A 20,226-nucleotide genomic window follows, 5' to 3' on the forward strand; every position below is an offset into this window, starting at 1 on the left:
CGGTTCGCTTGACGCCGGATTGCGACGCGAAGGATGCAACGAGCGAGGAGGTCAGCATGCGAGACGAGGTTCACCAGAGTGAGGTGATTGTCGAACGGCGCGGCTCGGCCGGCATCATCCGCCTCAATCGACCGCGTGCGCTGAACAGCCTGACACTCGATATGGTCCGCGCCTTTGCCGCCGCAATGGGCGACTTCGCGGCAGACGCCAGCATCGCCATGGTGATCGTTTCGGGCGAGGGGGAGCGCGGCTTCTGCGCCGGCGGCGACATTCGCGCGCTGCACGAGAGCGGCCGCGCCGGCACCGACCTAGCCACGACCTTCTGGCGCGAAGAATTCCGCCTGAATCACCGGATCGCGACCTACCCAAAGCCCTATGTGGCGCTGATGGACGGCATCACCATGGGCGGCGGCGTAGGCCTGTCATCGCACGGCCGCCACCGCGTCGTAACGGAGCGAACCAAGCTTGCCATGCCGGAAACGGGGATCGGCTATTTTCCGGATGTCGGGGCGACCTGGCTGCTGCCGCGCGCGCCCGGCGAGGCCGGCACCTGGATGGGGCTGACGGGACTGACCGTCGACGCGGCCGACATCGTCTATGCCGGACTGGCCGATCACCACATCGCTTCCTTCCGGCTGCCTGACATCGTCGATACGCTGGCGGAACTGCCGCGAAACGCGACGCCCCGTGACGTCGAGGTGGTGTTGAAGAATCTCTCCAGCGATCCGGGGACGAGCGCCGTCAAAAGCAACCGCGACCTGATCGAACGTTGCTTTCATTTCGGCACCGTCGAGGAAGTCATCGATGCGCTTGGGAAGGAGCCCGGCGATTTTGCCGCCGAAACGCTGCGGATCATCCGGACCCGCTCCCCGACCAGCCTGAAACTTGCGCTTCGTCTGCTGCGCCAGGGCCGGCAAAGCAGGAACCTTGCCGAATGCCTGAACCGCGAACTCGGCGCCTGCCAGCAGATATTGAAAAGCCCGGATTTCTACGAGGGCATCCGCGCCGCCATTATCGACAAGGATCGCAATCCGCAGTGGATGCCGGCGACACCAGAGGCGGTCGACCAGGCGGCCATCGACGCCTTCTTCAAGCCCGCGGAGCCGCCGCTGGCGCTCTAGCGCCACATCCCGCGCATGCGTGCTCCGACATCGACGCGCACCTGTCGCGCCTGATGCGACGCGCCGCCATCGGCTCTGGATTGCGGCCAGCCGACCACCTCGAAGAACTGCAGCAAGGTTGCCGGAATGAAGCGCGTGCGCGACGCATAGACGTGCCGGTCGCCCTGCGCGTTCTGGCCGTGCGTGAAGAAGCGTTGCGGCACGACGAGGTCGAGATTGTCCTTGGCGCGGGTCATCGCGACGTAGAGCAGTCGCCGTTCCTCCTCGATCTCGGCGCTGGTGCCGACGGCGAGGTCGGACGGGATGCAGCCGTCGACGACGTTCAGCATGAACACCCGCGTCCATTCCTGCCCCTTGGCGGAATGGATCGTGGAGAGGATCAGATAATCCTCGTCGAGCAGCGGCACACCGGCCTGGTCGCTGGTCGCATCCGGCGGGTCGAGCGTCAACTCCGTCAGGAAACGCTCACGGGAAGGATAGCCGCTGGCGATCTGCTCGAGTTGCAGAAGGTCGGCTTGGCGCGTCGATGCATCCTCGTGCAGGCGCTCGAGATGCGGCGAATACCATTCGCGGACGAGGCCGATTTCTGCCGGCCAGCCGGCCTTGCCGGTCTTCACCTCCTGCAGCATCGCAACGAAGGCCGTCCAATCCTCGCCCGAGCGGGGAGGGGCCGGCAGGTCGGAAAGGGCCTGCATCGGGCTGGCATCCGCGGCCATCTGGTCGATGACGCGCTGCGCCGTCGACGGCCCGACACCCGGGAGCAGCTGCATCAACCGGAAGCCGGCGACGCGGTCGCGCGGGTTCTGAGCAAAGCGGAGAGCCGCGAGCATGTCCTTCACGTGCGCGCTGTCGAGGAACTTCAGCCCGCCGAACTTCACGAACGGAATGTTGCGCCGGGTCAGCTCGACCTCCAGCGCTCCGCTATGATGCGAGGCGCGGAAAAGCACCGACTGCTGCTTGAGCTTCACGCCTTCTTCGCGGTTCTCCAGCACCTTGTCCGCCACGTATCGCGCCTGGTAGGCTTCGTCGCGCACGGTGACGAGCCTTGGACGTTGGGCCGATTGGCGCTCGGTCCAGAGGTTCTTGGTGAAGCGCTCCGAGGCGAGGTCGATGACGGCGTTCGCCGCCGCGAGGATCGTCTGCGTCGAACGGTAGTTGCGATCGAGCGTGATGATGTTTGCCGAGGGGCTGAACGCGGCGGGAAAGTCGAGAATGTTGCGCACGGTGGCCGCGCGAAACGAATAGATCGACTGCGCATCGTCGCCGACGACGGTCAAGCCTTGTCCGCCAGGCTTCAAAGCGAGCAGGATCGAGGCCTGCAGCCGGTTCGTATCCTGGTATTCGTCGACAAGCACGTGGTCGAAGCGGCTGCCGATATCGTCGGCGATGATCGGTTCGCTGACCATCTGCGCCCAGTAGAGGAGCAGATCGTCATAATCGAGAATGTTCTGGCTCTGCTTGGCCTCGACATAGGCGCCGAAGAGGTCTCGCAACTGGTTTTCCCAGGCCGAGCACCAGGGGAACGCGTCGCGCAGAACGAGGCCGAGTTCGCTTTCCGAATTGACCACGCGCGAATAGATCGCAAGGCAGGTGCCCTTTGTCGGAAATCGGCTCTCCATTTTCGAGAAGCCGAGCTCGTGCCGGATGAGATTCATCAGATCGGCGCTGTCTTCCCGGTCATGGATCGTAAAGGCGGGGTCGATGCCGATCTGTTCCGCGTAATCGCGCAACAGCCGTGCCCCGATGCCGTGAAAGGTTCCGCTCCAGGCAAGCGCGTCCGCCATGATGCCGGATTTGCCGCCGAGCACCTGGACACAGATACGCTCGACACGACGCGCCATCTCGGCGGCCGCGCGGCGGGAAAATGTCATCAGCAGGATCCGGCGAGGATCGGCGCCCTTGACGATCAGGTGCGCAACGCGATGCGCGAGCGTGTTCGTCTTGCCCGAGCCGGCACCGGCGATGACGAGCAAGGGACCGGCAACGTGGGTGCCGTCAGTGAGCGTGCCGTATTCGACGGCCGCGCGCTGCTGGGGATTGAGCTTTTCAAGATACATTCAGCCGTCCGGTTGCTTCGGCGGAGAATCGCACCGCGGAAATATTCGACGTTCCTTGAATGTTCTCGAACGCTGCGGCTGTCAAGCGTGAGAGCATCAGGGGAAATCGGGCACGATGACGCGCCTCGTCAGTTTCAGCGTGCGATCCGGCTGGAGGATATAGGTTTCCTTAACCCTCTGGCCGCGGGAGTCGTAGAAGGAATTGTAGATGACACTGCCGGGCGGCGATTTGGTCAGTTTCGTGCGCGGTTGCCCGCCATAGGTGATGCTCCCCGGAATGGGCTGAACCTCGGTGGAGCTGTCCGTCGTGCAGCCCGATAGTATGACGAGCGATAGAAACGTCGGAAGCAGAACCTTCATCGCGGTAACCCTTAACTAAACCTATGGTATATATGGCGCCTCAGATCAGGGCGCCAAGTAGCGTGGGCTGGGCTCCGCGAGATTCTTTCGAGTATAGATTGGTGCGGCGCAACTAAAACTCCCCTCCGGCGTTACCCTGTAACAGACTTTGCCATTTGGAGGCGATGATGGTGCTTCGATTTCAGACGACGGAAGGTCACGGTGGTGCTTGCGGGCAGGGCCACAGCCTCGCGTCAACACGCGCCTCGGTCGAAAGCGCTCTCAGTGCCGCCTATGACGTCGATAGTAGCGAAATCGTCGTCTCGATCCTGGGGCTCTATGTCGTCCTGGAAGGATTCGTCCGGCAGAAAGGCCATGTCGAGCGGGCGGTCGAGATTGCCGAAGACGTGGTCGGGAAGGGTTATGTCCGCAGCCGGATGCTGCGGCGTTAGCCAGCCTACTCACATGTAATACTGTAAGTTCATCAGTTTTGACGCACGCATACGGCATGTTGCTGCGCACCCGGAAATATCCGCCTATCTTCATATAAAATAATACAATTTAGCTCGACCGAAAATACGAAGAATTAACTGTGCGAAAGTAGTAGCGGCGACACTGGAACTAAAAGCGTGTTTCATTAGTTAATGCTTGTAATCAAAACACGGGAGAAGGGCATGCGAAGACTTCTTCGACTGGGAGCGCCGGCTTTTGCGCTGGCATTAGGGACTTTCATCACGCCAGCTTCGGCTTCACTCGAGATTACGAGCGACTATTCCGCCCTGCCGCAGGACGAGATGGCGATGAACGAATATACCGGTTCGGTGTCCTGCACCGCGCCGACGACGCATTATGTGCCATCCTTCATCCGGTCTTTTGACGGCACCATTATCGGCGTCGGTTACCTCGAGGTGCAGAGCGACGGTCGCTGCTGATCGTTTGCTCGTCCGTCTCGGAATCCGATGAAATAGGGTAGGAAGATCGCGCTCCCCAAGCCGGAGACCGATCAACTTTTCTGGTTGTGAGTTGTGCGTTGCAGCACATTGCGTTAGCTTCCGCGAAGCTGAGCCTCAACCAGAAGGATACCCTATGATCATTGAGAGCAAGCGGATCGGATGCCTCGACGGGCTGCGCGGACTGGCCGCACTCTGGGTCCTCCTAGGTCACAGCCTGCAACTGACGGGTTGGCACCTTCCGATCCTGTCGTCGCCGGATTTGGGCGTCGACCTCTTCATTATGCTGTCCGGCTTTCTGATGGTCTTTCACTATCGGTTACGCGAGAGCGCCAACCCCTGGGAGAAGCCATCCACCTGGTTCGGCTTCTGGCTGAAGCGCTTTTTCCGAATCGCGCCACTCTACTACGTGATGCTGTGCATCGCCCTGTTGCTGGGGCCGCAGCTCTATGCGAGCCGCATGGTCATTGACACCTTCCTATCCCACGGTCCGCAATTGCCGGAGCGCTATCTGGACGGTAGCCTGCGCAACCTTCTCATCCACGCGAGCTTCCTCTTCGGACTGCATCCGGCCTATGCGTTCCGCACACCACTGCCCGATTGGAGTCTTGGTTTGGAGATGCAGTTCTATGCGGTCTTTCCGCTGGCGATGCTGCTCTTGAGGAAAGCCAGATGGCTGCCCGGCGCCGCCCTGATTGCGCTTGGCGGTTTCGTAGTCGCCAAGGCCGTGCAGGCCGCCCACATCGATTTTCCGATGCCGTCTTTCCTGCCGCTGAAGATGCATGTCTTCCTGTGCGGCATGCTGATCGCCAACGGATTGTTCGTGACGCCGCGGCAAACCGTCATGAATGGCCTGCTTGCCGTCATGCTGGTCATGATTCCGATCGGCGGCGACATGACCTCGACGAAGGTCGCCGTCCGCCTGCTTCTGGTCGTCGGCTTCTTCGTGCTGGTGCATTATCATTTGTTGCCAGGTCTGGTCGGAAAGCTCGGCGATCGCGTCTCATCGCTGATGGGAAATCACTTCTGCCATTGGCTCGGCGAGCTCTCGTTCGGCGTCTATCTGATTCACCTGCTTTTGCTCCAGCCGCTCGCAGCATTCGTCATAACGCATTTCGGGGCTGGGATTTCCGCGCCGGCGCGCTTTGCGATCGTGGTCGCCGCCCTGCTGCCATTGGCCTATGCGCTGGCATATCTCGGCTTCACCCGCATCGAGGGGCCGGGCCAGACGCTTGGGCGCAAGGTGCTGGAAATAATGCGGAGACGGCGCCTGAAACCGGCCTGACGCATCGGCTTATCGCAATCGAGGCTCGTCTGCTTTCGCTGAGGGTGACGAGCCTCTGACCATCATCATGATGGCTGCACACTTTCTATTGAGGGACGTGCCTTGATGGCAATGAGGTTAATCGCGCTCCCAACAGCAAGCGCTGCCGAGGGTTAAACAAAAATAAACCATTGCCCTGTTCCGGGACAGGTTGTCGACGATCTGCCGGCGATTGGCGGATCAAGGCCCGGTCAGTTGACCTTCAGCTTGGCTTCTTCCGCGGCCGCTACGAATTCCGCGCGTGCCTCCTCGATCGTCTTTCGACCATCAAGGGCGGCTCTGCAAGTGCTTCTTGCCTTCAGATAATGCAACCCGCGACTGCTCGGCCACAGGTCTGCCAGGCATTTCAGCGCGTCCATAGGGCCGACGATCGTTCGTGCGCCCGTATTTTCAAACCCCACATGAATAGGATTATTCCACTTCTCGCTGGCCATAGGCGCATTCTCCGTTGCTTACGCCAAAATGTGCAAGTCAGCCTTCGCGTTCCCCCAGAAGGCCCGTACTGAGTGTATATTAGCGATATTTTCGGAGCCCGCAAACAGGAAAACCGGGTGCTGGTTGATCTCGGTATCCACCGGCACCGTCCCCCAGACCGCAGATCTTTTGAGTGCCGTGGGAGGTTGTCTCTTTTTTAGCCGGCAGATCGGCTAAGCGCACTTTTAACTGGCTGAAAACAACGCTTTGTGCAACCATGGAAAGCTCAACGTCAGTCGCCCTCTGTTAGCGTTGGAGATCGGTGATGCAGGACCTCAAGAACGTTCTGAATGCTGAATGCCAGAAGTATGTTTCTATGGTCATATCCATGCGGCGCGGCAACCAGCGATGGCTCGAACGGGATGCTGCCACGGGCTCGAACGTAGACGTGACCGATGCAAAGCTAGCGGCCTTTGAGGAAACCGTCCGGACGCTGAGGCAGATGATCCAGGACCTCGATGAGTCCGACTATACGCTGTGCCGTCCGACGAAGGATTGGCACTTCGACGCCTGAGGCCGGACCAGGGCATTCTCTTCGAGCCGATGACTCGGCAGTGCTTTCCCGCGAGTCCTATCGGAAATTCTAAAGCGATTGCGGATCATAGACGCAGGCATAGTCGAGAACGCACTGTTTTCCGGTGGCATCTGGCAGGTTGGTTGTGTCCCGTTGGTCGCCGGGGCCACATTTGGCCGGCGGATAACGGAAGCTCCGGCCTCCGATGCCGACGCGCACGAAAAGCTTTTTCTCCTGGCGAATGATTTGCGTGATCTCAGAGCAGGTATGCTCACGGGCATTGATCTGCGTCACCGCGCCGGCAAAGGAGACAGCAAAAGCGCAGCCCCTAGAACCACATTTTTCATGAACGCCTCCTGGTTGCTGACAGTTAAACAGCGCACGCAGAGCGATTCAATTGAAATCTCAGGGCATTGCGTAGCTCCGCTGACGGGAGAGGCGTTCTTTCGCAGCCGAGAGTCACAGGTTGCCGAGGCGCGGCAATAATGAGTGTCCAGTCACACGCTACCGTCTTGTTTTTGTTGAGTTTCCGTGTGCCGGCTCTGGACGCCACCGTTAAGATGCACTTAAGCCTACTTGTTCTTCAGTAGCCATACCTTCCCGGCCATTGTTATCCCGTAGACGTCTTTCGAAGCGTTATCGTCGAGATGCCGCCGCTCCAGCAAGCCAGGCGCCTTTAGCTCATCCAGAACTTTGGCTGTTACGGACTTCACTTTCAGAGGCCGTTCCTTCCAGCGGTCCGACTTTGCGTAGGTTACCGTCGCATTCTGGTGCGTCCATTTGTTCGATGGCTGAAGATACAGGTCCCCGTCCCGAGCGAGTTTCAGTGCGGCAATCTGCGATGGCGTAAGCTCGATCATGTTAGGAAACCTATTTGTCTTCTGTCTCGTGAGAACGTGACGGGAACATGCCGCACGGATTTTCTGTGCAATTCGTGGTCTGTTCCACACTTTCACGTCGTTTCGCGCGCCTCTCGGTCGCTGACGTCCACGCTCTTCTATCTGATTTTCCTAGAGAAAACTGGTGCTGCCGAGTGGGATTGAACCACCGACCTCACCCTTACCAAGGGTGTGCTCTACCACTGAGCTACGGCAGCAAGGACCAGACGCGCAACCGAACCGGCTGCATTGCGTGAACGGGGGGCCTATTGCCACAGCTTCATGATAAGCGCAAGCCGCAATTTCCATCTTTGTAGAGATTGAGGCCGGCCCACTTTTGGATTGGCGCGAATTCGGCTAAGTCTGGGCGATGACCGAAAACACCAAAAAAGGCCAGAAGAGCCGCAAGACCGAGATCGAACGCCAGGCAAAACTGCGTCGCGAGCGGGCCGCCGAAAAGCTCCGAGAAAATTTGTCCCGCCGCAAACAGCAGACCCGTGCGCGTCGATCGGGGCAGGCGGATGAGACGGATGGCCTGCCTGCCGCAAAAATGGACGAATCATAATGTTCGGTTCACGGCGAATTGAAGCCCCCGCTAATTTCGTCTAAACACCCGCATCTTTTTACAGACAGCCTTTCAGAAAGGCGGGCATCGCCCGTAAGCGCACATGGATCGTATTAGAATTGTCGGCGGTAATGAGCTTAACGGCATCATTCCGATTTCCGGCGCCAAGAATGCCGCCCTGCCGCTGATGATCGCCTCGCTGCTTACCAGCGATACACTGACGCTTGAGAACGTGCCGCATCTGGCCGATGTCGAGCTGCTGATGCGCATCCTCGGCAATCACGGCGTCGATGTTGCCGTCAACGGCCGCCGCGAGCGTCAGGAAGACGCGTACTCGCGCACCATCCACTTCACCTGCCGCACCATTGTCGATACCACCGCTCCCTATGAGCTGGTGTCCAAGATGCGCGCCTCCTTCTGGGTCATCGGCCCGCTGCTGGCGCGCGAAGGCCAGTGCCGCGTCTCGCTGCCGGGCGGCTGCGCCATCGGCACGCGTCCGGTCGACCTGTTCCTCGACGGCCTGACCGCGCTCGGCGCGAACCTCGAGATCGACGGCGGCTATATCAATGCGACGGCGCCGAAGGGCGGTCTGATCGGCGCCCGCTACACCTTCCCGAAGGTATCCGTCGGTGCGACTCACGTCATGATGATGGCCGCAACGCTTGCCCGCGGCACGACCGTCATTGGCAACGCCGCCCGCGAACCGGAGGTCGTCGACCTCGCCAACTGCCTCATTGCCATGGGCGCCAAGATCTCCGGCGCCGGCACCAGCACGATTACGATCGAGGGCGTCTCGTCGCTTTCCGGCGCGCGCCATCGCGTCCTGCCCGATCGCATCGAGACCGGCACTTATGCCATGGCCGTCGCCATGGCCGGCGGCGATGTCACTCTTGAGCACACGGATATCGCGCTTCTCGACACGGCCCTTGAAACGCTCCGCCGCGCCGGTGCCGAAATCTCGCCGACCAGCAACGGAATGCGCATCCGCCGCAATGGCGTCGGCATCAAGCCGGTGGATATCGTCACCGATCCCTTCCCGGGCTTCCCCACCGACCTGCAGGCGCAATTCATGGCGCTAATGACGCGTTCGACCGGCATCTCGCATGTCACCGAGACGATTTTCGAAAACCGCTTCATGCATGTGCAGGAACTAGCGCGCCTGGGCGCGAAGATCTCGCTGTCTGGCCAGACGGCGAAGATCGAAGGCGTTCCGCGGCTGAAGGGTGCGCCCGTCATGGCGACCGACCTGCGCGCCTCCGTCTCGCTCGTCATCGCCGGCCTTGCCGCCGAAGGCGAGACGATGGTGTCCCGTGTCTATCACCTCGATCGCGGCTTTGAGCGCCTGGAAGAAAAGCTCACCCGCTGCGGCGCCATCGTCGAGCGTGTGAGCGAATAACGAAAGGGCGCTTCTTAGCCCTTCGATATGGTTGCGCATTGTCCTGTCGCGCCTTATGTCCGTTGTCTGACGCATCGCCATTCCGGCGATGTATTGGCGATGGGGTATTGCCTGAATGACCGACCTGAAGCTGGTAGCGCTCGATAGCGAAGATCTTGCCGTCGTCTCCGCGCATTTGCAGGATAGCGTCTTCAAGGTCGCCGATCTGGCCTGGTCGCCGCGCGAAGGTCAGTTCTCGGTCGCCGTCAACCGCTTCGTGTGGGAAGAAGCCGGCAAGAAGCGCAGGGGGTTCGAACGCCGCCGCGCAGCTGTCGTCTTCAAGCGTGTACTTGCGGTTCGCTCCACCGGCATCGATCGCGAGAACCGCGACGCGGTGCTGTCGCTGCTTGCTATCCGCTTCGAGCAGAAGGGCGAGGGGCCGGAGGGAACGGTCGAGCTGGCGCTGTCAGGCACGGCAAGTGTTGCGCTCGATGTCGAATGCATCGAGGTTCAGCTTGCGGATATCGGCGGAGCGTGGGAAACCGCATCCAAGCCGCGCCATCCCGGCGCCTGAGAACTGGTTGTTCTGTAATCAAAGAGGAATATCGCATTGGCAATCTGGCTGGATCAGGCATCGGAAGGCTTCGAGCAACGGTTTGCCGCCTTCCTGACGACCAAGCGCGAAGTCTCCGAGGATGTGAATACGGCAGTCCGCGCCATCATCGATGACGTCAGGGCGCGCGGCGACGCGGCGCTTGCCGAATATTCGAAGAAGTTCGACGGGATCGATTTTGCCGTAACGCCCATGCGTGTGACGGAAGCCGAGATCGATGCAGCGGTCGAAGCTGTGCCGGCCGAAGTGCTTGGCGCGCTGAAGGTCGCGGCCGTGCGGATCGAATCGCATCATCGCCGCCAGTTGCCGAAGGACGATATCTATGAGGACGACATGGGCGTCGGCCTCGGGTCTCGCTGGACGGCGATCGAGGCGGTCGGCCTTTATGTGCCTGGCGGCACGGCTAGCTATCCGAGTTCGGTGCTGATGAATGCCGTGCCGGCCAAAGTTGCCGGCGTCGACCGCATCGTCATTGTCGTTCCCGCAACCGGCGGCGTGGTCAATCCGGCCGTGCTTGCAGCCGCCAAACTCGCGGGCGTCACCGAGATCTACCGGCTCGGCGGTGCGCAGGCCGTCGCTGCCCTTGCCTACGGCACCGAAACCATTGCGCCGGTCGCCAAGATCACCGGCCCGGGCAACGCCTATGTGGCAGCCGCCAAGCGCCAGGTTTTCGGCACCGTCGGCATCGACATGATCGCCGGTCCCTCGGAAGTGCTTGTCATCGCCGACAAGGATAACAATCCGGACTGGGTGGCGGCCGATCTTCTGGCGCAAGCCGAGCACGATGCGAGCGCGCAGGCGATCCTCGCGACTGAGGATGCCGAGTTCGCACGGTCCGTGGAAGCAGCGGTCGAGCGGCAGTTGAAACTGCTCAATCGGGCCGAAACCGCTGCCGCAAGCTGGCGCGACTTTGGAGCGATCATTCTCGTGAAGTCGCTCAAGGACGCGATTCCGCTGTCAAACCGGATCGCGCCCGAACACCTGGAGCTCGCCGTTGCCGATCCGGACGCGCTGCTGCCTCGCATCCGCAATGCCGGCGCGATCTTCATGGGCGCCCATACGCCTGAAGTGATCGGTGACTATGTCGGCGGCTCGAACCACGTTCTGCCGACGGCCCGCTCGGCCCGGTTCTCCTCCGGTCTCTCAGTGCTCGATTTCGTCAAGCGCACCTCGATCCTGCGCCTCGGTCCCGAGCAACTTCGCACGCTCGGTCCCGCCGCCATCGCACTGGCCGTTTCCGAAGGACTGGACGCACACGCACGGTCGGTAGCGATCCGCCTGAACCTGGAAGGGTGACAGATGGCAACGGGCGACTTTCGGCTTTGCGACGTCGTCCTTGACGACAGCATCGGCAGAGCGACGCCCGACGTCGAACACGAGCGCGCGGTCGCCATCTTCGATCTTGTCGAGGAAAACAGCTTTACGCCCGTGGGGCATTCCGGTGGGCCGTACCGGCTGAATATCTCGCTGGTCGACTCCAAGCTGGTTTTCGCGATCACGACGGAGGACGGAGGCGCCGTCGCCACCCACATCCTGTCCTTGACCCCGTTTCGCCGCATCGTGAAGGATTATTTCCTGATCTGTGAAAGCTACTACGAGGCAATCCGCTCAGCCTCGCCGAGCCGCATCGAGGCGATCGACATGGGGCGGCGCGGCATTCACAATGAGGGCTCGCAGACGCTGAGGGACCGCCTGAACGGCAAGATCGAGATCGATTTCGATACCGCACGCCGGCTGTTCACGCTGGTTTGCGTGCTCTACTGGCGCGGTTGAGGCCGATGGAAGCGCCAGTCGACGCAGGCGAAGGAAAAAGGCCGGGCGCCATCCTGTTCATGTGCGGCATGAACTGCATTCGCTCCCCCATGGCCGAGGTGATCGCCCGCAGCATGCTGCCTGCGAACGTCTATATCAGATCCGCCGGCGTCCGTTCGGGGGAGCGGGACCCCTTCGTCGATGTTGCGCTTGAGGAGATCGGCCTTTCTCTTGGTCGGCATCATCCGCATACGCTGGAAGAACTGGAAGATGATTACTTCGACCTGATCATCTCGCTCTCGCCGCAAGCGCACCATGCAGCGCTAGAACTGACCCGGTCGAAAGCCATCGAAGTCGTCTATTGGCCGACCATCGATCCGACCGTTGTTCAGGGCACGCGAGAGCAGATTCTGAACAGCTACCGGCAAGTCCGCGATCATCTGACCGAACTGATCGAGAGCCGGCTGGTTAGAAGAAACATCATTGCCGCGCACTCGGCGTGAAACAAATGACGGAAACGCGATCAATTAGGTTCACAAACCCTCGTTGATTGTGTAGTTTCCGCCCAAAATTTTGGGCGGCCGCCGCCGTCATCTCAACCCACAGGAAGAAAACCTCTATATGCCTAAAGAAGAAGTCCTCGAATTTCCGGGTATTGTGACCGAGCTTCTGCCGAACGCAACGTTCCGCGTAAAGCTCGAAAACGAACACGAGATCATCGCTCACACTGCTGGCCGCATGCGCAAGAACCGCATCCGCGTTCTGGCCGGCGACAAGGTTCTCGTTGAAATGACGCCCTACGACCTGACCAAGGGCCGCATCACCTACCGCTTCAAGTAGGCCTGCATACAAGGCTTGAAAGGCCGCTTTCTCCGTGTTCCGGTGGTCGAGGTTCCATGGCGCTGAAATACAAGCTCATTCTGGCTTCCGGCTCGCCCCGCCGCGTTGATCTGCTCAATCAGGCAGGGATCGAGCCTTCGCGTCTCATGCCGATGGATATCGACGAGACGCCGAAAAAGTCTGAGCACCCGCGCTCACTCGCCCGGCGCCTGTCGACGGAAAAGGCCGAGGCAGCACTTGCCGCCATCAAGGGCGACATGACGTGGAAGGGCAGTTACATCCTGTCGGCCGATACCGTCGTCGCTGTCGGACGCCGCATTCTTGGCAAGGCCGAGTTCGCGGATGAGGCGTCAGCCTCGTTGTATCTCTTGTCCGGGCGCAGCCACTGGGTCTATACCGGCGTCTGCCTGGTGACGCCCGACCGCAAGATCCGCCAGAAGATTGTCGAGACGAAGGTTCGCTTCAAGCGCCTTTCCGGTTTCGAGATCGAGAACTACCTTGCATCGGGGCAGTGGCGCGGCAAGGCTGGCGCCTACGGTATCCAGGGCCTGGCCGGAACATTTGTGCAGAAGATGGTCGGCTCCTACACCAACGTTGTTGGGTTGCCGCTTTATGAAACCATCCTTTTGCTGACCGGCGAAGGCTTTGACGTGCATAGCCGGTGGGCCGAGGGCTGATCCTCGAAGGAACCGCCGATGTCTGACGAAAACAAGACCGCCAAGGTCGAACCGCTGCGCAAGACGCGGCCCTGCCCGGAATGCGGCAAGCCGTCCAACCGCGAACACTACCCGTTTTGCTCGAACCGCTGCCGCGACCTCGATCTTTCGCGCTGGCTCTCCGGCTCATACGCCATCCCCGTTGCCGACGACGAGGCGAAGGCGGATTACAATGATGAGGAATAGGTCCGTTTTTCCACGGGCGAAGCCATTAAATTCGTTGATGAATTTGGAAAATTCCAAGGCTTCTCAAAAAACTGTCATTTGGCGCTTGCCATGTCCGGACAAGATGCTATAACCCCGCTCGCTTCCGGGGCGAACCAAGGCCCCTCGGTTCTTTCCCAGGAAAGAATGTCTGCGAAGCGGGTTAGCCCAGATAGCTCAGTTGGTAGAGCAGCGGATTGAAAATCCGCGTGTCGCTGGTTCGATTCCGGCTCTGGGCACCATTTCACCACCCATTTAGTCGTGTTTATCTAGCCAAGTTTCCAGAAGCCTGGCTTGGCTGGATGCCACTATCTCTTAATGACCGCTTTCGGCCCCAAGCGGACTATCCGTTCAATTTGCATTGCTGGCAGGTTTGCGCGATTCCGGGAGCCGCTCCACTGACAACGCACCCCTGGTCAATCCCAACCGCTTGAGGCTGCATCGTGTAGTTGCAACACGGACGGAGGTAAATTAGTATCCTCTGACATTGAGGCGAGGGGTGAAGCCGGCCATTCGCTGGTGCCAGGTTATCTCAGGGCGATTTCGGTTGGGGGACCGAGCCATGGGGATGGAATTCGACGTTGCTAGCATAGAACGCGCGTTCGTCGAGGCGGCACTCGATCCAACGAAATGGAACGAGGCGATGAACGCCGCCACGATCGCCACTGGATGCACCGGTGCGGTTCTTTTTGATACCGGCAATCATCTGCCAGGACTGCCACACAGCGAAAGCATGGTTCGGTCGCTCGAGGCCTATGTCGAGGGTGGCTGGATTGATCGCGACGTCCGCTACGGGGTGCTTTCGACGCTGGTGCAGAGGGGTGTTGCGACGGATTTCGACATATTCACCCCCGATAGCATCTCGAGGCATCCCTACTACCAGGAATTCCTCGCACCGAACGGGCTGCAATGGTTCGCTGGGGTCAAGGTCGCGTCGAGCGACAGCCTCTGGTGTCTGGCCCTGCAACGCTCCCCAAGTCTCGGTCCGTTTACTCCGGCACAGCTGCACTCCCTGGTGAGCCTCTCAGGGCGTCTCGGCACGGCCTGCGCCATAACAAGGACGCTCGGCCTCGGGCGCATCGATGCTGCACTCGAGGCCTTCGACATGAGCATGACGGCGGCGATCATCTTTGATGGATGCGGCAATGTTCTAAGGTTGAATGCGGCAGCCGAGCGCATTGTCAACGAGCCTGCCAGGGATGAAACCTGTCCTACAATCACCGTGCGGGCAAAGCGCTTATACTCATACGACACCTCGGCTTCGAGGTTGTTCGAGATGGCCCTCGCACAGGTGATACTCCGAAAGGACACGACGTTCGCCGATCCGATCCGGTTGCCGCGACAGGATCGCGTTCCGATCCTCGCCTATGTGACTTCCCTAGCTTCGATCGCATTCAACCCGCTGGCTCCCGGGCAGGCCGTCGCAATCCTGATCGATCCGGATGAGCGGCGCTCGCCCACGCAAGCGTGCCTTCAGAAATGCTTCTCATTGACCCCAAGCGAATCCAAGCTGGCGCAGAAGCTGGCGATGGGACTTTCCCTCGACGACGTTTCCAGGGAATGTTGCATCTCCCACGAGACGGCCAGAAACCATCTCAAGGCCATCTTCGGCAAGACGAACACGCATAGGCAGTCGGAACTTGTCGCCGTCCTTTCGCAGTTCGGCCAGACGCGACCCGCGAATTGACGCGCGCTAGATTTTTGCGTGGCCGGAAACCCAATATTCTTTCCTCAAGGTCTCCGAAAATATCGAAAGAGCTACGTCAAAACCTTTAGCACGGGCGGCAAATCCGACGCGAAAGTGGTCCGGGCATCTAAAGCAGTCGCCTGGCACGACCAGGACGCCGGCATCGGCGAGCGCCATGCAGATCGGGCGGGCGTTTCTGCCGTCCATAACCCAGGGGAACGCGATTGTCCCGGCTTGAGGCTTAACCCACGACAGGATGCCTGGCTGGCTCTCCATGAAGCTCGCAAGCTTCGTAAAATTTGCGGACGCCACTGAGCGCAACCGCGCAAGAATAGCGTTGCGATTGGCAAGGGCGTGGGTTCCGATCCTCTCCAGGAGCGGCGCGCTGCCCATCGTGAAGTAGCTTCGTGCTTCGACGATGCGCTTCCGTCTCCGCCCATCGGGGTCGACAATCCATCCCAAACGCAGTCCAGGAAGGCTAAATGTCTTCGACATGTCACCGATGACAATCACATTTTCGATGCCTGTTGCCGACCGTTCGGCCGTCCCGAAATAGACAGGGTGATAGGCCTCATCCACAACCAGCGGAATCCCGCGGTCCCGGAGGCCGGCTGCGAGTTCGGAAATCTTGCCGCGTGACAGGATCGTTCCCGCCAGATTGTGTGGCGTATTGACCAACGTCAAAACGGTCTTGTGGTCCGAAGCCGCAAGGATTTGATCGGCGTCCTGCCGATAGCCGTTGTCCCGCGACAACTCGTATCGACGGGTTTGCAAACCCCATGCCTGCGCCATAACTTCGAAGGGAGTAAATGCGGGGTTCGGAATAAGGACATTGTGATCCGGCTGGGCCGATATACAAAGCAGGATCGCGATTGCCTCCGATGCACCGGACGTCACAACGACCCATTCCGGATCGACGTCGTAAAGCGCAGCGATCACCCCTCGGAGATCAGGGTCGCCGTCGGGAGGCGCGTCGCCCAGAACGACTTCCGAGACATTCACCGCCTCGTTTCCCAAAGCTAGCAGTTCCCTCAATGTCCAGGTCGGTCCCGCGCTCGAAGCCAGGTCGTAGAGTATAGGGGATCGCGAGGATCCGTATTTCGCCAACCATTGATCAAGCAGGTACGGTGCAAGCTGCATTTGCGACACGTCCTTCTGGTTCGAAATGACCCATCGTTGATAGGTTGAACCGTCATGGCATGAATGCCGGAAGTTGGGTGACGCCAAGCAGTATGCATCCGCGACTTCCGGGAATTTCCTGATTTTCCATATCAGTTGGGAAGGGTCTGCCCATGGCGGCATGCGTCAGGAATGATGGTCGTTGTTCTGTCAGTCGTTGCGATGGCGACCCACTTCCTCCCACCGACAGACGACAAAACGCCTCACCATTCGTCCACCGGCTGCGGCAGACCCCGTCCCCCCTCTAACGGACCGGATTTTAGTGTTGAGACAATACAACCGCATGACCCGTTTGGGTCATGCGGTTAAGGAAAATCGCGGTGTGGATGCGGTACCTCCGGCTGCCACGAAGATCATTGGCTTCTCCACAGCCGTGACGCACCAGTCGTAAGGCCACCCGCAGGGAAACCTCTTTGGCACAGCGTGCAGCTAGGCTGGCCCACGAAGGCGAACGCAGGACGCTTGAGCGCCTCGTTCGCCCTCAATTGGCCCAGCCCCGGTCAGTAACCGCACGACAACGCGTTTGTCGGTCTGAAGCCATGTGCACAGGCGGGATTCACGGAATACCGCGGTTGATACTGAAAATCTCCGCGATTTGAACTTTGCGGAGTTGTTGTGCAGGCCGAAGCAAACGCGGCGAACCCTATCAGTATAAGCATCCGAAGTCTGCGCATCGGTTTCTCCCTGCAGCGGTTGAACTCGTGTAGAGAAACAATCTACCACCCCATCTGGCGCATGCGAACGAACACTTGACGGCGAAATTGGCTTTGTGTGGCGCCAGTGGAGCGGTACCTTGCACGGCGTGAATACGCCCCTTGACGCTGTCGCAAAATGAGAACAAAATAGGAACATTCCTATGGAGGTTCTCATGACCCATACTGAACAGGTTATCGCGAATGCCCTTGCTGCCGTCGCCGCAAGCCGGGCGGAGCGGGAGCGCGATGCCGAGCGCCGCAAACGCGTTTTCGGCCATATCGATATCGGCCGCCCTCTGCCTGTAATCAAAGGCCAGCAACTCAGCCTTGACCTTCACTGATGACGACGTGATTGAGACGATCGCCACCGTGCTGAAGGACGTCCGGTGCCAATCGGTATCTTGCGATGGCATTGCGTGGCCGGAACTCGTTTGCCGCCGGCCCAAATGAGTTGGTCCGCACCGGCTCCTGCCGCGAAATTCGACGACAGGGGTGCCTCCCGTGACTGCGGCCCAGTCGTCACCGTCGCCCATATTGACGGGACACGTGATCTGCCCGCCCTCTATGTAGAACGTGTCCCAGCCCGGACCCATGTCGATATTGCCGTTGACCGCTCCTGGATCGCTGAAACCGCGATTGACATGTCAGTCGTCGCCCAGGCCCGTCGTCGCTGACCCAGCCTGATAGCGAACGCTCACCGCCGATGGCTTGCTGGCCGCCAACTGAGGCAGGTCATCAACCTTCGCCGTTACCGTCGCCCGGCTCACGTGCTGAGGCGTGGTGGCAGGCACGGCCCAAAGCAGATCATTCTCAGTCAGCCGATGTGGCGGTGAAGACAGCCAACTGGGCATCGAAGGCACGCTTGAAGGCCGGCCGCGCTTTGCCGCGGGCGACATAGGCGAAAAGGTTCGGGTATTCGTCCAGCATGCCCAATCCTTCCAATCTGCGCAGTACCGTCACCATGAGGATGTCGGCGGCACTGAAGTTCCCGTCGAGCCAGTCGGCATCGCCAAGCCGATCGGAAAGTTCGCTCAGTCGCTTGCGAATGCGTTTGTCAATCATAGGCAGGCGCTGCTCGTACCAGGGCTGGTCGCCCTCCAGGAACCTGGCAACTTCTCTATCGACGATCGGCGGCTCTATTGTGTTCAGTGCGGCAAACATCCATGCGATCGCGCGTGCCCGGGCATTTGTATCCTCAGGCAGCAGGCCCGCATGGCGCTCCGCGATATGCAGCACGATCGCCCCCGACTCAAACAGGGCGAGATCGCCCTCCTCATAGGTCGGAATCTGCCCGAAAGGTTGGACCGCGAGATGCGCGGGTTCCCTCATCGCTTTGAACGAAAGAAGACGAACGTCGTAAGGCTGGTTCACTTCTTCGAGCGCCCAGCGAACGCGCATGTCGCGCGCCAAACCCCTGCCACGATCGGGCGACCGTTCAAAGGCGGTAATGGTGATGGCCATTGTTGTTCTCCATAGCGTGTCTGTCTTGAAGACGACCGGCTAAACGAGATTCCGACACCCAATGTTCAAGATAGTCCTCGCGGTTGGTTCAAATAGGGGAAGGATTCTTGCTGGCGCGAGGGGGCAGCTTTCGACTTATGCTAGCCGTTTCTTCCGCACAGGCCGCAAACGCCCACATCGCGAAGGGCGCCTTGCCTGCTTCGACTAAGCCATCCTTCGCAGCACATCGAGCAGCGTCTGGGCGTCATCATTGGCGCCGATCCGCCGGAGGCCGTCGTCCGCAAGCGTAGCGATCGCCTCGAGCGCTTCGTGCTCGCTCCAGCCCGCATCGACCGATGCCGCGACGAGATCGCGGAAGGCGAACTGCAGCGCGTCCTGGCAGCGGATGTCCCGGTCGGGGTCATCAGTGGCGACGAAGGGTTTGTAAATGTCTCTCATCTCGCTCTCCACGAATGTGCCGACGAGGCAGAATAGTCGAAATGTGTTTAAGGAAATGCTTAAGAATTTGCCAATCTACAGGGATGAAATGCCGATGCGATGGGCGGGGAGTGTTGCGGCGCGTAGCGGTCTCCCGCAACGGTAACAAAATGGTCCTCAGAAGGTTAAATCTCGGACGGCCGCCGTTCTCAATTCTATTGCGGAATGATAATACTGTCAGCGCAAACGGAGGGGGATACTCTATGCCACGCATATCGCAGCTATACTTCAGGACGGCAGTCATATTTCTGATTATCGGCATCCTCATGGGGCTGAACATGGCGATCTCGCAGGATCACAGCGTGATCGGCGCCCATGCGCACTGTAATCTCTTGGGTTGGGTGACGATGGCGATCTTTGGCGGCTACCACGCCCTCAATCCTCAGAAGGCCGAGAAGCGTCTCGCGATGATCCAGTATTACGTCTACACGGCAGGCATCGCGCTCATGGTGCCGGCGCTCTATCTCATGCTTCAGGGCAATACGGCCATGGAGCCGATCGTCGCTCTCGCGTCGGTCATCACCTTCGTCGGCGTGTTGCTGTTCGCTTTCATCATCTTCTCCAGCGAAAAGGTGGTACTCACACCGCCGGCGCCGTCATATCGCTGATCTGTCCAATGCAGCGTCTGGCAGGGTAGCCGCCCTGCCTGGCACTCCGCCCAGCGCATCTCGTCGCCGGACATCGATGTCGCTTTAATTGCGAGCCCGTTGCCCAAAGCTTGTCGCGTCTAAATCGCCTCATAGCCTGCGGCCCTGAAGTAGTTTCGACATTCTTCGACGGGGAACAGTGCACAGATGTCGCTCAGGGCATTTGATATTGCGTCGAAACTCCTTGCGGCTTTCTTTCGTAGGAGCGTCTTGAGTTTCGAGAAGGCCATTTCGATCGGATTCAGATCGGGCGAGTACGCAGGTAGAAAGAGCAGCCAGGCACCTTTTTGTCTGATGAGATTTTCGGCCTTTTCGCTTTTGTGGAAGCGAACATTGTCGGCAATCACGACGTCGCCCT

General features: G+C 59.8%; 26 protein-coding genes, 2 tRNA genes and 1 pseudogene. 19 read left to right on the top strand and 10 right to left on the bottom strand.

What is annotated here, in order from left to right; translation table 11 throughout:
• Positions 1–56: 56 nt before the first annotated feature.
• The gene (locus AF71_RS25960) at positions 57–1,121 is read left to right on the top strand and encodes an enoyl-CoA hydratase/isomerase family protein (protein ID WP_026371968.1); all 1,065 of its coding nucleotides are present in this window, start codon (positions 57–59) and stop codon (positions 1,119–1,121) included.
• Here AF71_RS25960 and AF71_RS25965 read toward each other — a convergent pair.
• The gene (locus AF71_RS25965) at positions 1,118–3,178 is read right to left on the bottom strand and encodes an ATP-dependent helicase (protein ID WP_169683784.1); all 2,061 of its coding nucleotides are present in this window, start codon (positions 3,176–3,178) and stop codon (positions 1,118–1,120) included. The genes AF71_RS25960 and AF71_RS25965 overlap by 4 nt on opposite strands.
• Positions 3,179–3,274: 96 nt before the next feature.
• The gene (locus AF71_RS25970) at positions 3,275–3,538 is read right to left on the bottom strand and encodes a hypothetical protein (protein WP_018858561.1); all 264 of its coding nucleotides are present in this window, start codon (positions 3,536–3,538) and stop codon (positions 3,275–3,277) included.
• A 167-nt stretch (positions 3,539–3,705) separates the two neighbouring features.
• On the opposite strand from AF71_RS25970, the gene AF71_RS25975 reads away from it, so the two are divergent.
• From AF71_RS25975 to AF71_RS25985, 3 genes are all read left to right on the top strand, one after another.
• A complete protein-coding gene (locus AF71_RS25975; RefSeq protein ID WP_018858560.1) occupies positions 3,706–3,969 on the top strand; it encodes a BON domain-containing protein in 264 nt (87 codons plus the stop codon).
• A 222-nt stretch (positions 3,970–4,191) separates the two neighbouring features.
• Positions 4,192–4,449, top strand: coding sequence for a hypothetical protein (locus AF71_RS25980; RefSeq protein ID WP_018117007.1), 258 nt, complete (start codon positions 4,192–4,194; stop codon positions 4,447–4,449).
• 154 nt (positions 4,450–4,603) lie between these two features.
• Positions 4,604–5,752, top strand: a complete 1,149-nt coding sequence (locus tag AF71_RS25985; protein ID WP_169683785.1) for an acyltransferase — start codon at positions 4,604–4,606, stop codon at positions 5,750–5,752.
• 230 nt (positions 5,753–5,982) lie between these two features.
• Here the strand turns inward: AF71_RS25985 and AF71_RS25990 are convergent, their stop codons facing one another.
• Entirely contained in the window at positions 5,983–6,225 is a 243-nt protein-coding gene (locus AF71_RS25990) for a DUF982 domain-containing protein (RefSeq protein WP_018858558.1), read from the bottom strand.
• A 305-nt stretch (positions 6,226–6,530) separates the two neighbouring features.
• On the opposite strand from AF71_RS25990, the gene AF71_RS25995 reads away from it, so the two are divergent.
• The gene (locus AF71_RS25995) at positions 6,531–6,779 is read left to right on the top strand and encodes a hypothetical protein (RefSeq protein ID WP_018858557.1); all 249 of its coding nucleotides are present in this window, start codon (positions 6,531–6,533) and stop codon (positions 6,777–6,779) included.
• A 69-nt stretch (positions 6,780–6,848) separates the two neighbouring features.
• Here the strand turns inward: AF71_RS25995 and AF71_RS32295 are convergent.
• The 3 genes and pseudogenes from AF71_RS32295 to AF71_RS26010 form a co-directional block, all read right to left on the bottom strand.
• A pseudogene (locus AF71_RS32295) lies at positions 6,849–7,126 on the bottom strand (hypothetical protein).
• Positions 7,127–7,351: 225 nt separating this feature from the next.
• Positions 7,352–7,639, bottom strand: a complete 288-nt coding sequence (locus tag AF71_RS26005; RefSeq protein WP_018858555.1) for a hypothetical protein — start codon at positions 7,637–7,639, stop codon at positions 7,352–7,354.
• A gap of 161 nt (positions 7,640–7,800) precedes the next feature.
• Positions 7,801–7,875, bottom strand: a tRNA-Thr gene (locus tag AF71_RS26010).
• A gap of 152 nt (positions 7,876–8,027) precedes the next feature.
• On the opposite strand from AF71_RS26010, the gene AF71_RS26015 reads away from it, so the two are divergent.
• The 11 genes from AF71_RS26015 to AF71_RS26065 all read left to right on the top strand — a co-directional run bounded on the left by AF71_RS26015 (position 8,028) and on the right by AF71_RS26065 (position 15,409).
• Positions 8,028–8,222 carry a hypothetical protein gene (locus tag AF71_RS26015; protein ID WP_018858554.1) on the top strand — a complete coding sequence of 65 codons (195 nt, stop codon included), beginning with the start codon at positions 8,028–8,030 and terminating at the stop codon, positions 8,220–8,222.
• Positions 8,223–8,325: 103 nt separating this feature from the next.
• On the top strand, positions 8,326–9,618 hold the full coding sequence (gene murA / locus AF71_RS26020; protein WP_169683786.1) for a UDP-N-acetylglucosamine 1-carboxyvinyltransferase: 1,293 nt from the start codon (positions 8,326–8,328) through the stop codon (positions 9,616–9,618).
• Positions 9,619–9,733: 115 nt separating this feature from the next.
• Positions 9,734–10,171: a DUF2948 family protein gene (locus tag AF71_RS26025; protein WP_018858552.1), complete on the top strand. Its 438-nt coding sequence runs from the start codon at positions 9,734–9,736 to the stop codon at positions 10,169–10,171.
• A 36-nt stretch (positions 10,172–10,207) separates the two neighbouring features.
• Entirely contained in the window at positions 10,208–11,506 is a 1,299-nt protein-coding gene (hisD, locus tag AF71_RS26030) for a histidinol dehydrogenase (RefSeq protein WP_018858551.1), read from the top strand.
• Positions 11,507–11,509: 3 nt separating this feature from the next.
• A complete protein-coding gene (locus AF71_RS26035) occupies positions 11,510–11,983 on the top strand; it encodes a UPF0262 family protein (RefSeq protein ID WP_018858550.1) in 474 nt (157 codons plus the stop codon).
• A gap of 5 nt (positions 11,984–11,988) precedes the next feature.
• The gene (locus AF71_RS26040) at positions 11,989–12,465 is read left to right on the top strand and encodes a low molecular weight phosphatase family protein (protein ID WP_018858549.1); all 477 of its coding nucleotides are present in this window, start codon (positions 11,989–11,991) and stop codon (positions 12,463–12,465) included.
• A gap of 118 nt (positions 12,466–12,583) precedes the next feature.
• A complete protein-coding gene (gene infA, locus AF71_RS26045; protein ID WP_003545338.1) occupies positions 12,584–12,802 on the top strand; it encodes a translation initiation factor IF-1 in 219 nt (72 codons plus the stop codon).
• A 56-nt stretch (positions 12,803–12,858) separates the two neighbouring features.
• Entirely contained in the window at positions 12,859–13,479 is a 621-nt protein-coding gene (locus tag AF71_RS26050) for a Maf-like protein (protein ID WP_018858548.1), read from the top strand.
• An 18-nt stretch (positions 13,480–13,497) separates the two neighbouring features.
• Complete coding sequence (gene yacG / locus AF71_RS26055) at positions 13,498–13,704, top strand: DNA gyrase inhibitor YacG (RefSeq protein ID WP_018858547.1); 207 nt, start codon at positions 13,498–13,500, stop codon at positions 13,702–13,704.
• 184 nt (positions 13,705–13,888) lie between these two features.
• Positions 13,889–13,964: transfer RNA gene (locus AF71_RS26060), tRNA-Phe, on the top strand.
• A 320-nt stretch (positions 13,965–14,284) separates the two neighbouring features.
• The gene (locus AF71_RS26065; RefSeq protein ID WP_169683788.1) at positions 14,285–15,409 is read left to right on the top strand and encodes a helix-turn-helix transcriptional regulator; all 1,125 of its coding nucleotides are present in this window, start codon (positions 14,285–14,287) and stop codon (positions 15,407–15,409) included.
• 6 nt (positions 15,410–15,415) lie between these two features.
• On the opposite strand, the gene AF71_RS26070 is transcribed toward AF71_RS26065, so the two are convergent.
• Positions 15,416–16,549, bottom strand: coding sequence for a pyridoxal phosphate-dependent aminotransferase (locus tag AF71_RS26070; protein ID WP_025660331.1), 1,134 nt, complete (start codon positions 16,547–16,549; stop codon positions 15,416–15,418).
• A 907-nt stretch (positions 16,550–17,456) separates the two neighbouring features.
• Between AF71_RS26070 and AF71_RS26075 the strand changes: the two genes are divergently transcribed.
• Together AF71_RS26075 and AF71_RS26080 are read left to right on the top strand one after the other, a co-directional pair.
• On the top strand, positions 17,457–17,624 hold the full coding sequence (locus AF71_RS26075) for a hypothetical protein (protein WP_169683789.1): 168 nt from the start codon (positions 17,457–17,459) through the stop codon (positions 17,622–17,624).
• A 105-nt stretch (positions 17,625–17,729) separates the two neighbouring features.
• The gene (locus tag AF71_RS26080; RefSeq protein ID WP_169683790.1) at positions 17,730–17,957 is read left to right on the top strand and encodes a hypothetical protein; all 228 of its coding nucleotides are present in this window, start codon (positions 17,730–17,732) and stop codon (positions 17,955–17,957) included.
• A gap of 136 nt (positions 17,958–18,093) precedes the next feature.
• Here the strand turns inward: AF71_RS26080 and AF71_RS26085 are convergent, their stop codons facing one another.
• Both AF71_RS26085 and AF71_RS26090 read right to left on the bottom strand, forming a co-directional pair.
• A complete protein-coding gene (locus AF71_RS26085; protein ID WP_169683791.1) occupies positions 18,094–18,744 on the bottom strand; it encodes a glutathione S-transferase family protein in 651 nt (216 codons plus the stop codon).
• A gap of 204 nt (positions 18,745–18,948) precedes the next feature.
• Complete coding sequence (locus AF71_RS26090; protein ID WP_025660329.1) at positions 18,949–19,182, bottom strand: hypothetical protein; 234 nt, start codon at positions 19,180–19,182, stop codon at positions 18,949–18,951.
• Positions 19,183–19,424: 242 nt separating this feature from the next.
• Between AF71_RS26090 and AF71_RS26095 the strand changes: the two genes are divergently transcribed.
• Positions 19,425–19,829 carry a hypothetical protein gene (locus AF71_RS26095; RefSeq protein ID WP_018117009.1) on the top strand — a complete coding sequence of 135 codons (405 nt, stop codon included), beginning with the start codon at positions 19,425–19,427 and terminating at the stop codon, positions 19,827–19,829.
• A 119-nt stretch (positions 19,830–19,948) separates the two neighbouring features.
• On the opposite strand, the gene AF71_RS26100 is transcribed toward AF71_RS26095, so the two are convergent.
• A partial coding sequence (locus tag AF71_RS26100; protein WP_210258398.1) for a transposase occupies positions 19,949–20,226 on the bottom strand: 278 nt, incomplete at its 5' end.

It is taken from the genome of Rhizobium sp. 57MFTsu3.2 (assembly GCF_012932765.1).
Classification (GTDB): Bacteria; Pseudomonadota; Alphaproteobacteria; order Rhizobiales; family Rhizobiaceae; genus Rhizobium; species Rhizobium altiplani.

Excerpts from the sequence above, each read along its gene's own strand:
- AF71_RS26080 (WP_169683790.1), top strand. The coding sequence starts at position 17,730 with ATGAGTTGGTCCGCACCGGCTCCTGCCGCGAAATTCGACGACAGGGGT.
- murA (WP_169683786.1), top strand. The coding sequence starts at position 8,326 with ATGGATCGTATTAGAATTGTCGGCGGTAATGAGCTTAACGGCATCATT.
- AF71_RS26050 (WP_018858548.1), top strand. The coding sequence starts at position 12,859 with ATGGCGCTGAAATACAAGCTCATTCTGGCTTCCGGCTCGCCCCGCCGC.
- AF71_RS25975 (WP_018858560.1), top strand. The coding sequence starts at position 3,706 with ATGGTGCTTCGATTTCAGACGACGGAAGGTCACGGTGGTGCTTGCGGG.
- AF71_RS26025 (WP_018858552.1), top strand. The coding sequence starts at position 9,734 with ATGACCGACCTGAAGCTGGTAGCGCTCGATAGCGAAGATCTTGCCGTC.
- AF71_RS26075 (WP_169683789.1), top strand. The coding sequence starts at position 17,457 with ATGACCCATACTGAACAGGTTATCGCGAATGCCCTTGCTGCCGTCGCC.
- AF71_RS26070 (WP_025660331.1), bottom strand. The coding sequence starts at position 16,549 with ATGCAGCTTGCACCGTACCTGCTTGATCAATGGTTGGCGAAATACGGA.
- AF71_RS26035 (WP_018858550.1), top strand. The coding sequence starts at position 11,510 with ATGGCAACGGGCGACTTTCGGCTTTGCGACGTCGTCCTTGACGACAGC.
- AF71_RS26065 (WP_169683788.1), top strand. The coding sequence starts at position 14,285 with ATGGGGATGGAATTCGACGTTGCTAGCATAGAACGCGCGTTCGTCGAG.
- AF71_RS26090 (WP_025660329.1), bottom strand. The coding sequence starts at position 19,182 with ATGAGAGACATTTACAAACCCTTCGTCGCCACTGATGACCCCGACCGG.
- AF71_RS26005 (WP_018858555.1), bottom strand. The coding sequence starts at position 7,639 with ATGATCGAGCTTACGCCATCGCAGATTGCCGCACTGAAACTCGCTCGG.
- AF71_RS25995 (WP_018858557.1), top strand. The coding sequence starts at position 6,531 with ATGCAGGACCTCAAGAACGTTCTGAATGCTGAATGCCAGAAGTATGTT.
- yacG (WP_018858547.1), top strand. The coding sequence starts at position 13,498 with ATGTCTGACGAAAACAAGACCGCCAAGGTCGAACCGCTGCGCAAGACG.
- AF71_RS25970 (WP_018858561.1), bottom strand. The coding sequence starts at position 3,538 with ATGAAGGTTCTGCTTCCGACGTTTCTATCGCTCGTCATACTATCGGGC.
- AF71_RS25980 (WP_018117007.1), top strand. The coding sequence starts at position 4,192 with ATGCGAAGACTTCTTCGACTGGGAGCGCCGGCTTTTGCGCTGGCATTA.
- AF71_RS26095 (WP_018117009.1), top strand. The coding sequence starts at position 19,425 with ATGCCACGCATATCGCAGCTATACTTCAGGACGGCAGTCATATTTCTG.
- AF71_RS25990 (WP_018858558.1), bottom strand. The coding sequence starts at position 6,225 with ATGGCCAGCGAGAAGTGGAATAATCCTATTCATGTGGGGTTTGAAAAT.
- AF71_RS25985 (WP_169683785.1), top strand. The coding sequence starts at position 4,604 with ATGATCATTGAGAGCAAGCGGATCGGATGCCTCGACGGGCTGCGCGGA.
- AF71_RS25960 (WP_026371968.1), top strand. The coding sequence starts at position 57 with ATGCGAGACGAGGTTCACCAGAGTGAGGTGATTGTCGAACGGCGCGGC.
- AF71_RS26015 (WP_018858554.1), top strand. The coding sequence starts at position 8,028 with ATGACCGAAAACACCAAAAAAGGCCAGAAGAGCCGCAAGACCGAGATC.
- AF71_RS26040 (WP_018858549.1), top strand. The coding sequence starts at position 11,989 with ATGGAAGCGCCAGTCGACGCAGGCGAAGGAAAAAGGCCGGGCGCCATC.
- infA (WP_003545338.1), top strand. The coding sequence starts at position 12,584 with ATGCCTAAAGAAGAAGTCCTCGAATTTCCGGGTATTGTGACCGAGCTT.
- AF71_RS25965 (WP_169683784.1), bottom strand. The coding sequence starts at position 3,178 with ATGTATCTTGAAAAGCTCAATCCCCAGCAGCGCGCGGCCGTCGAATAC.
- AF71_RS26085 (WP_169683791.1), bottom strand. The coding sequence starts at position 18,744 with ATGGCCATCACCATTACCGCCTTTGAACGGTCGCCCGATCGTGGCAGG.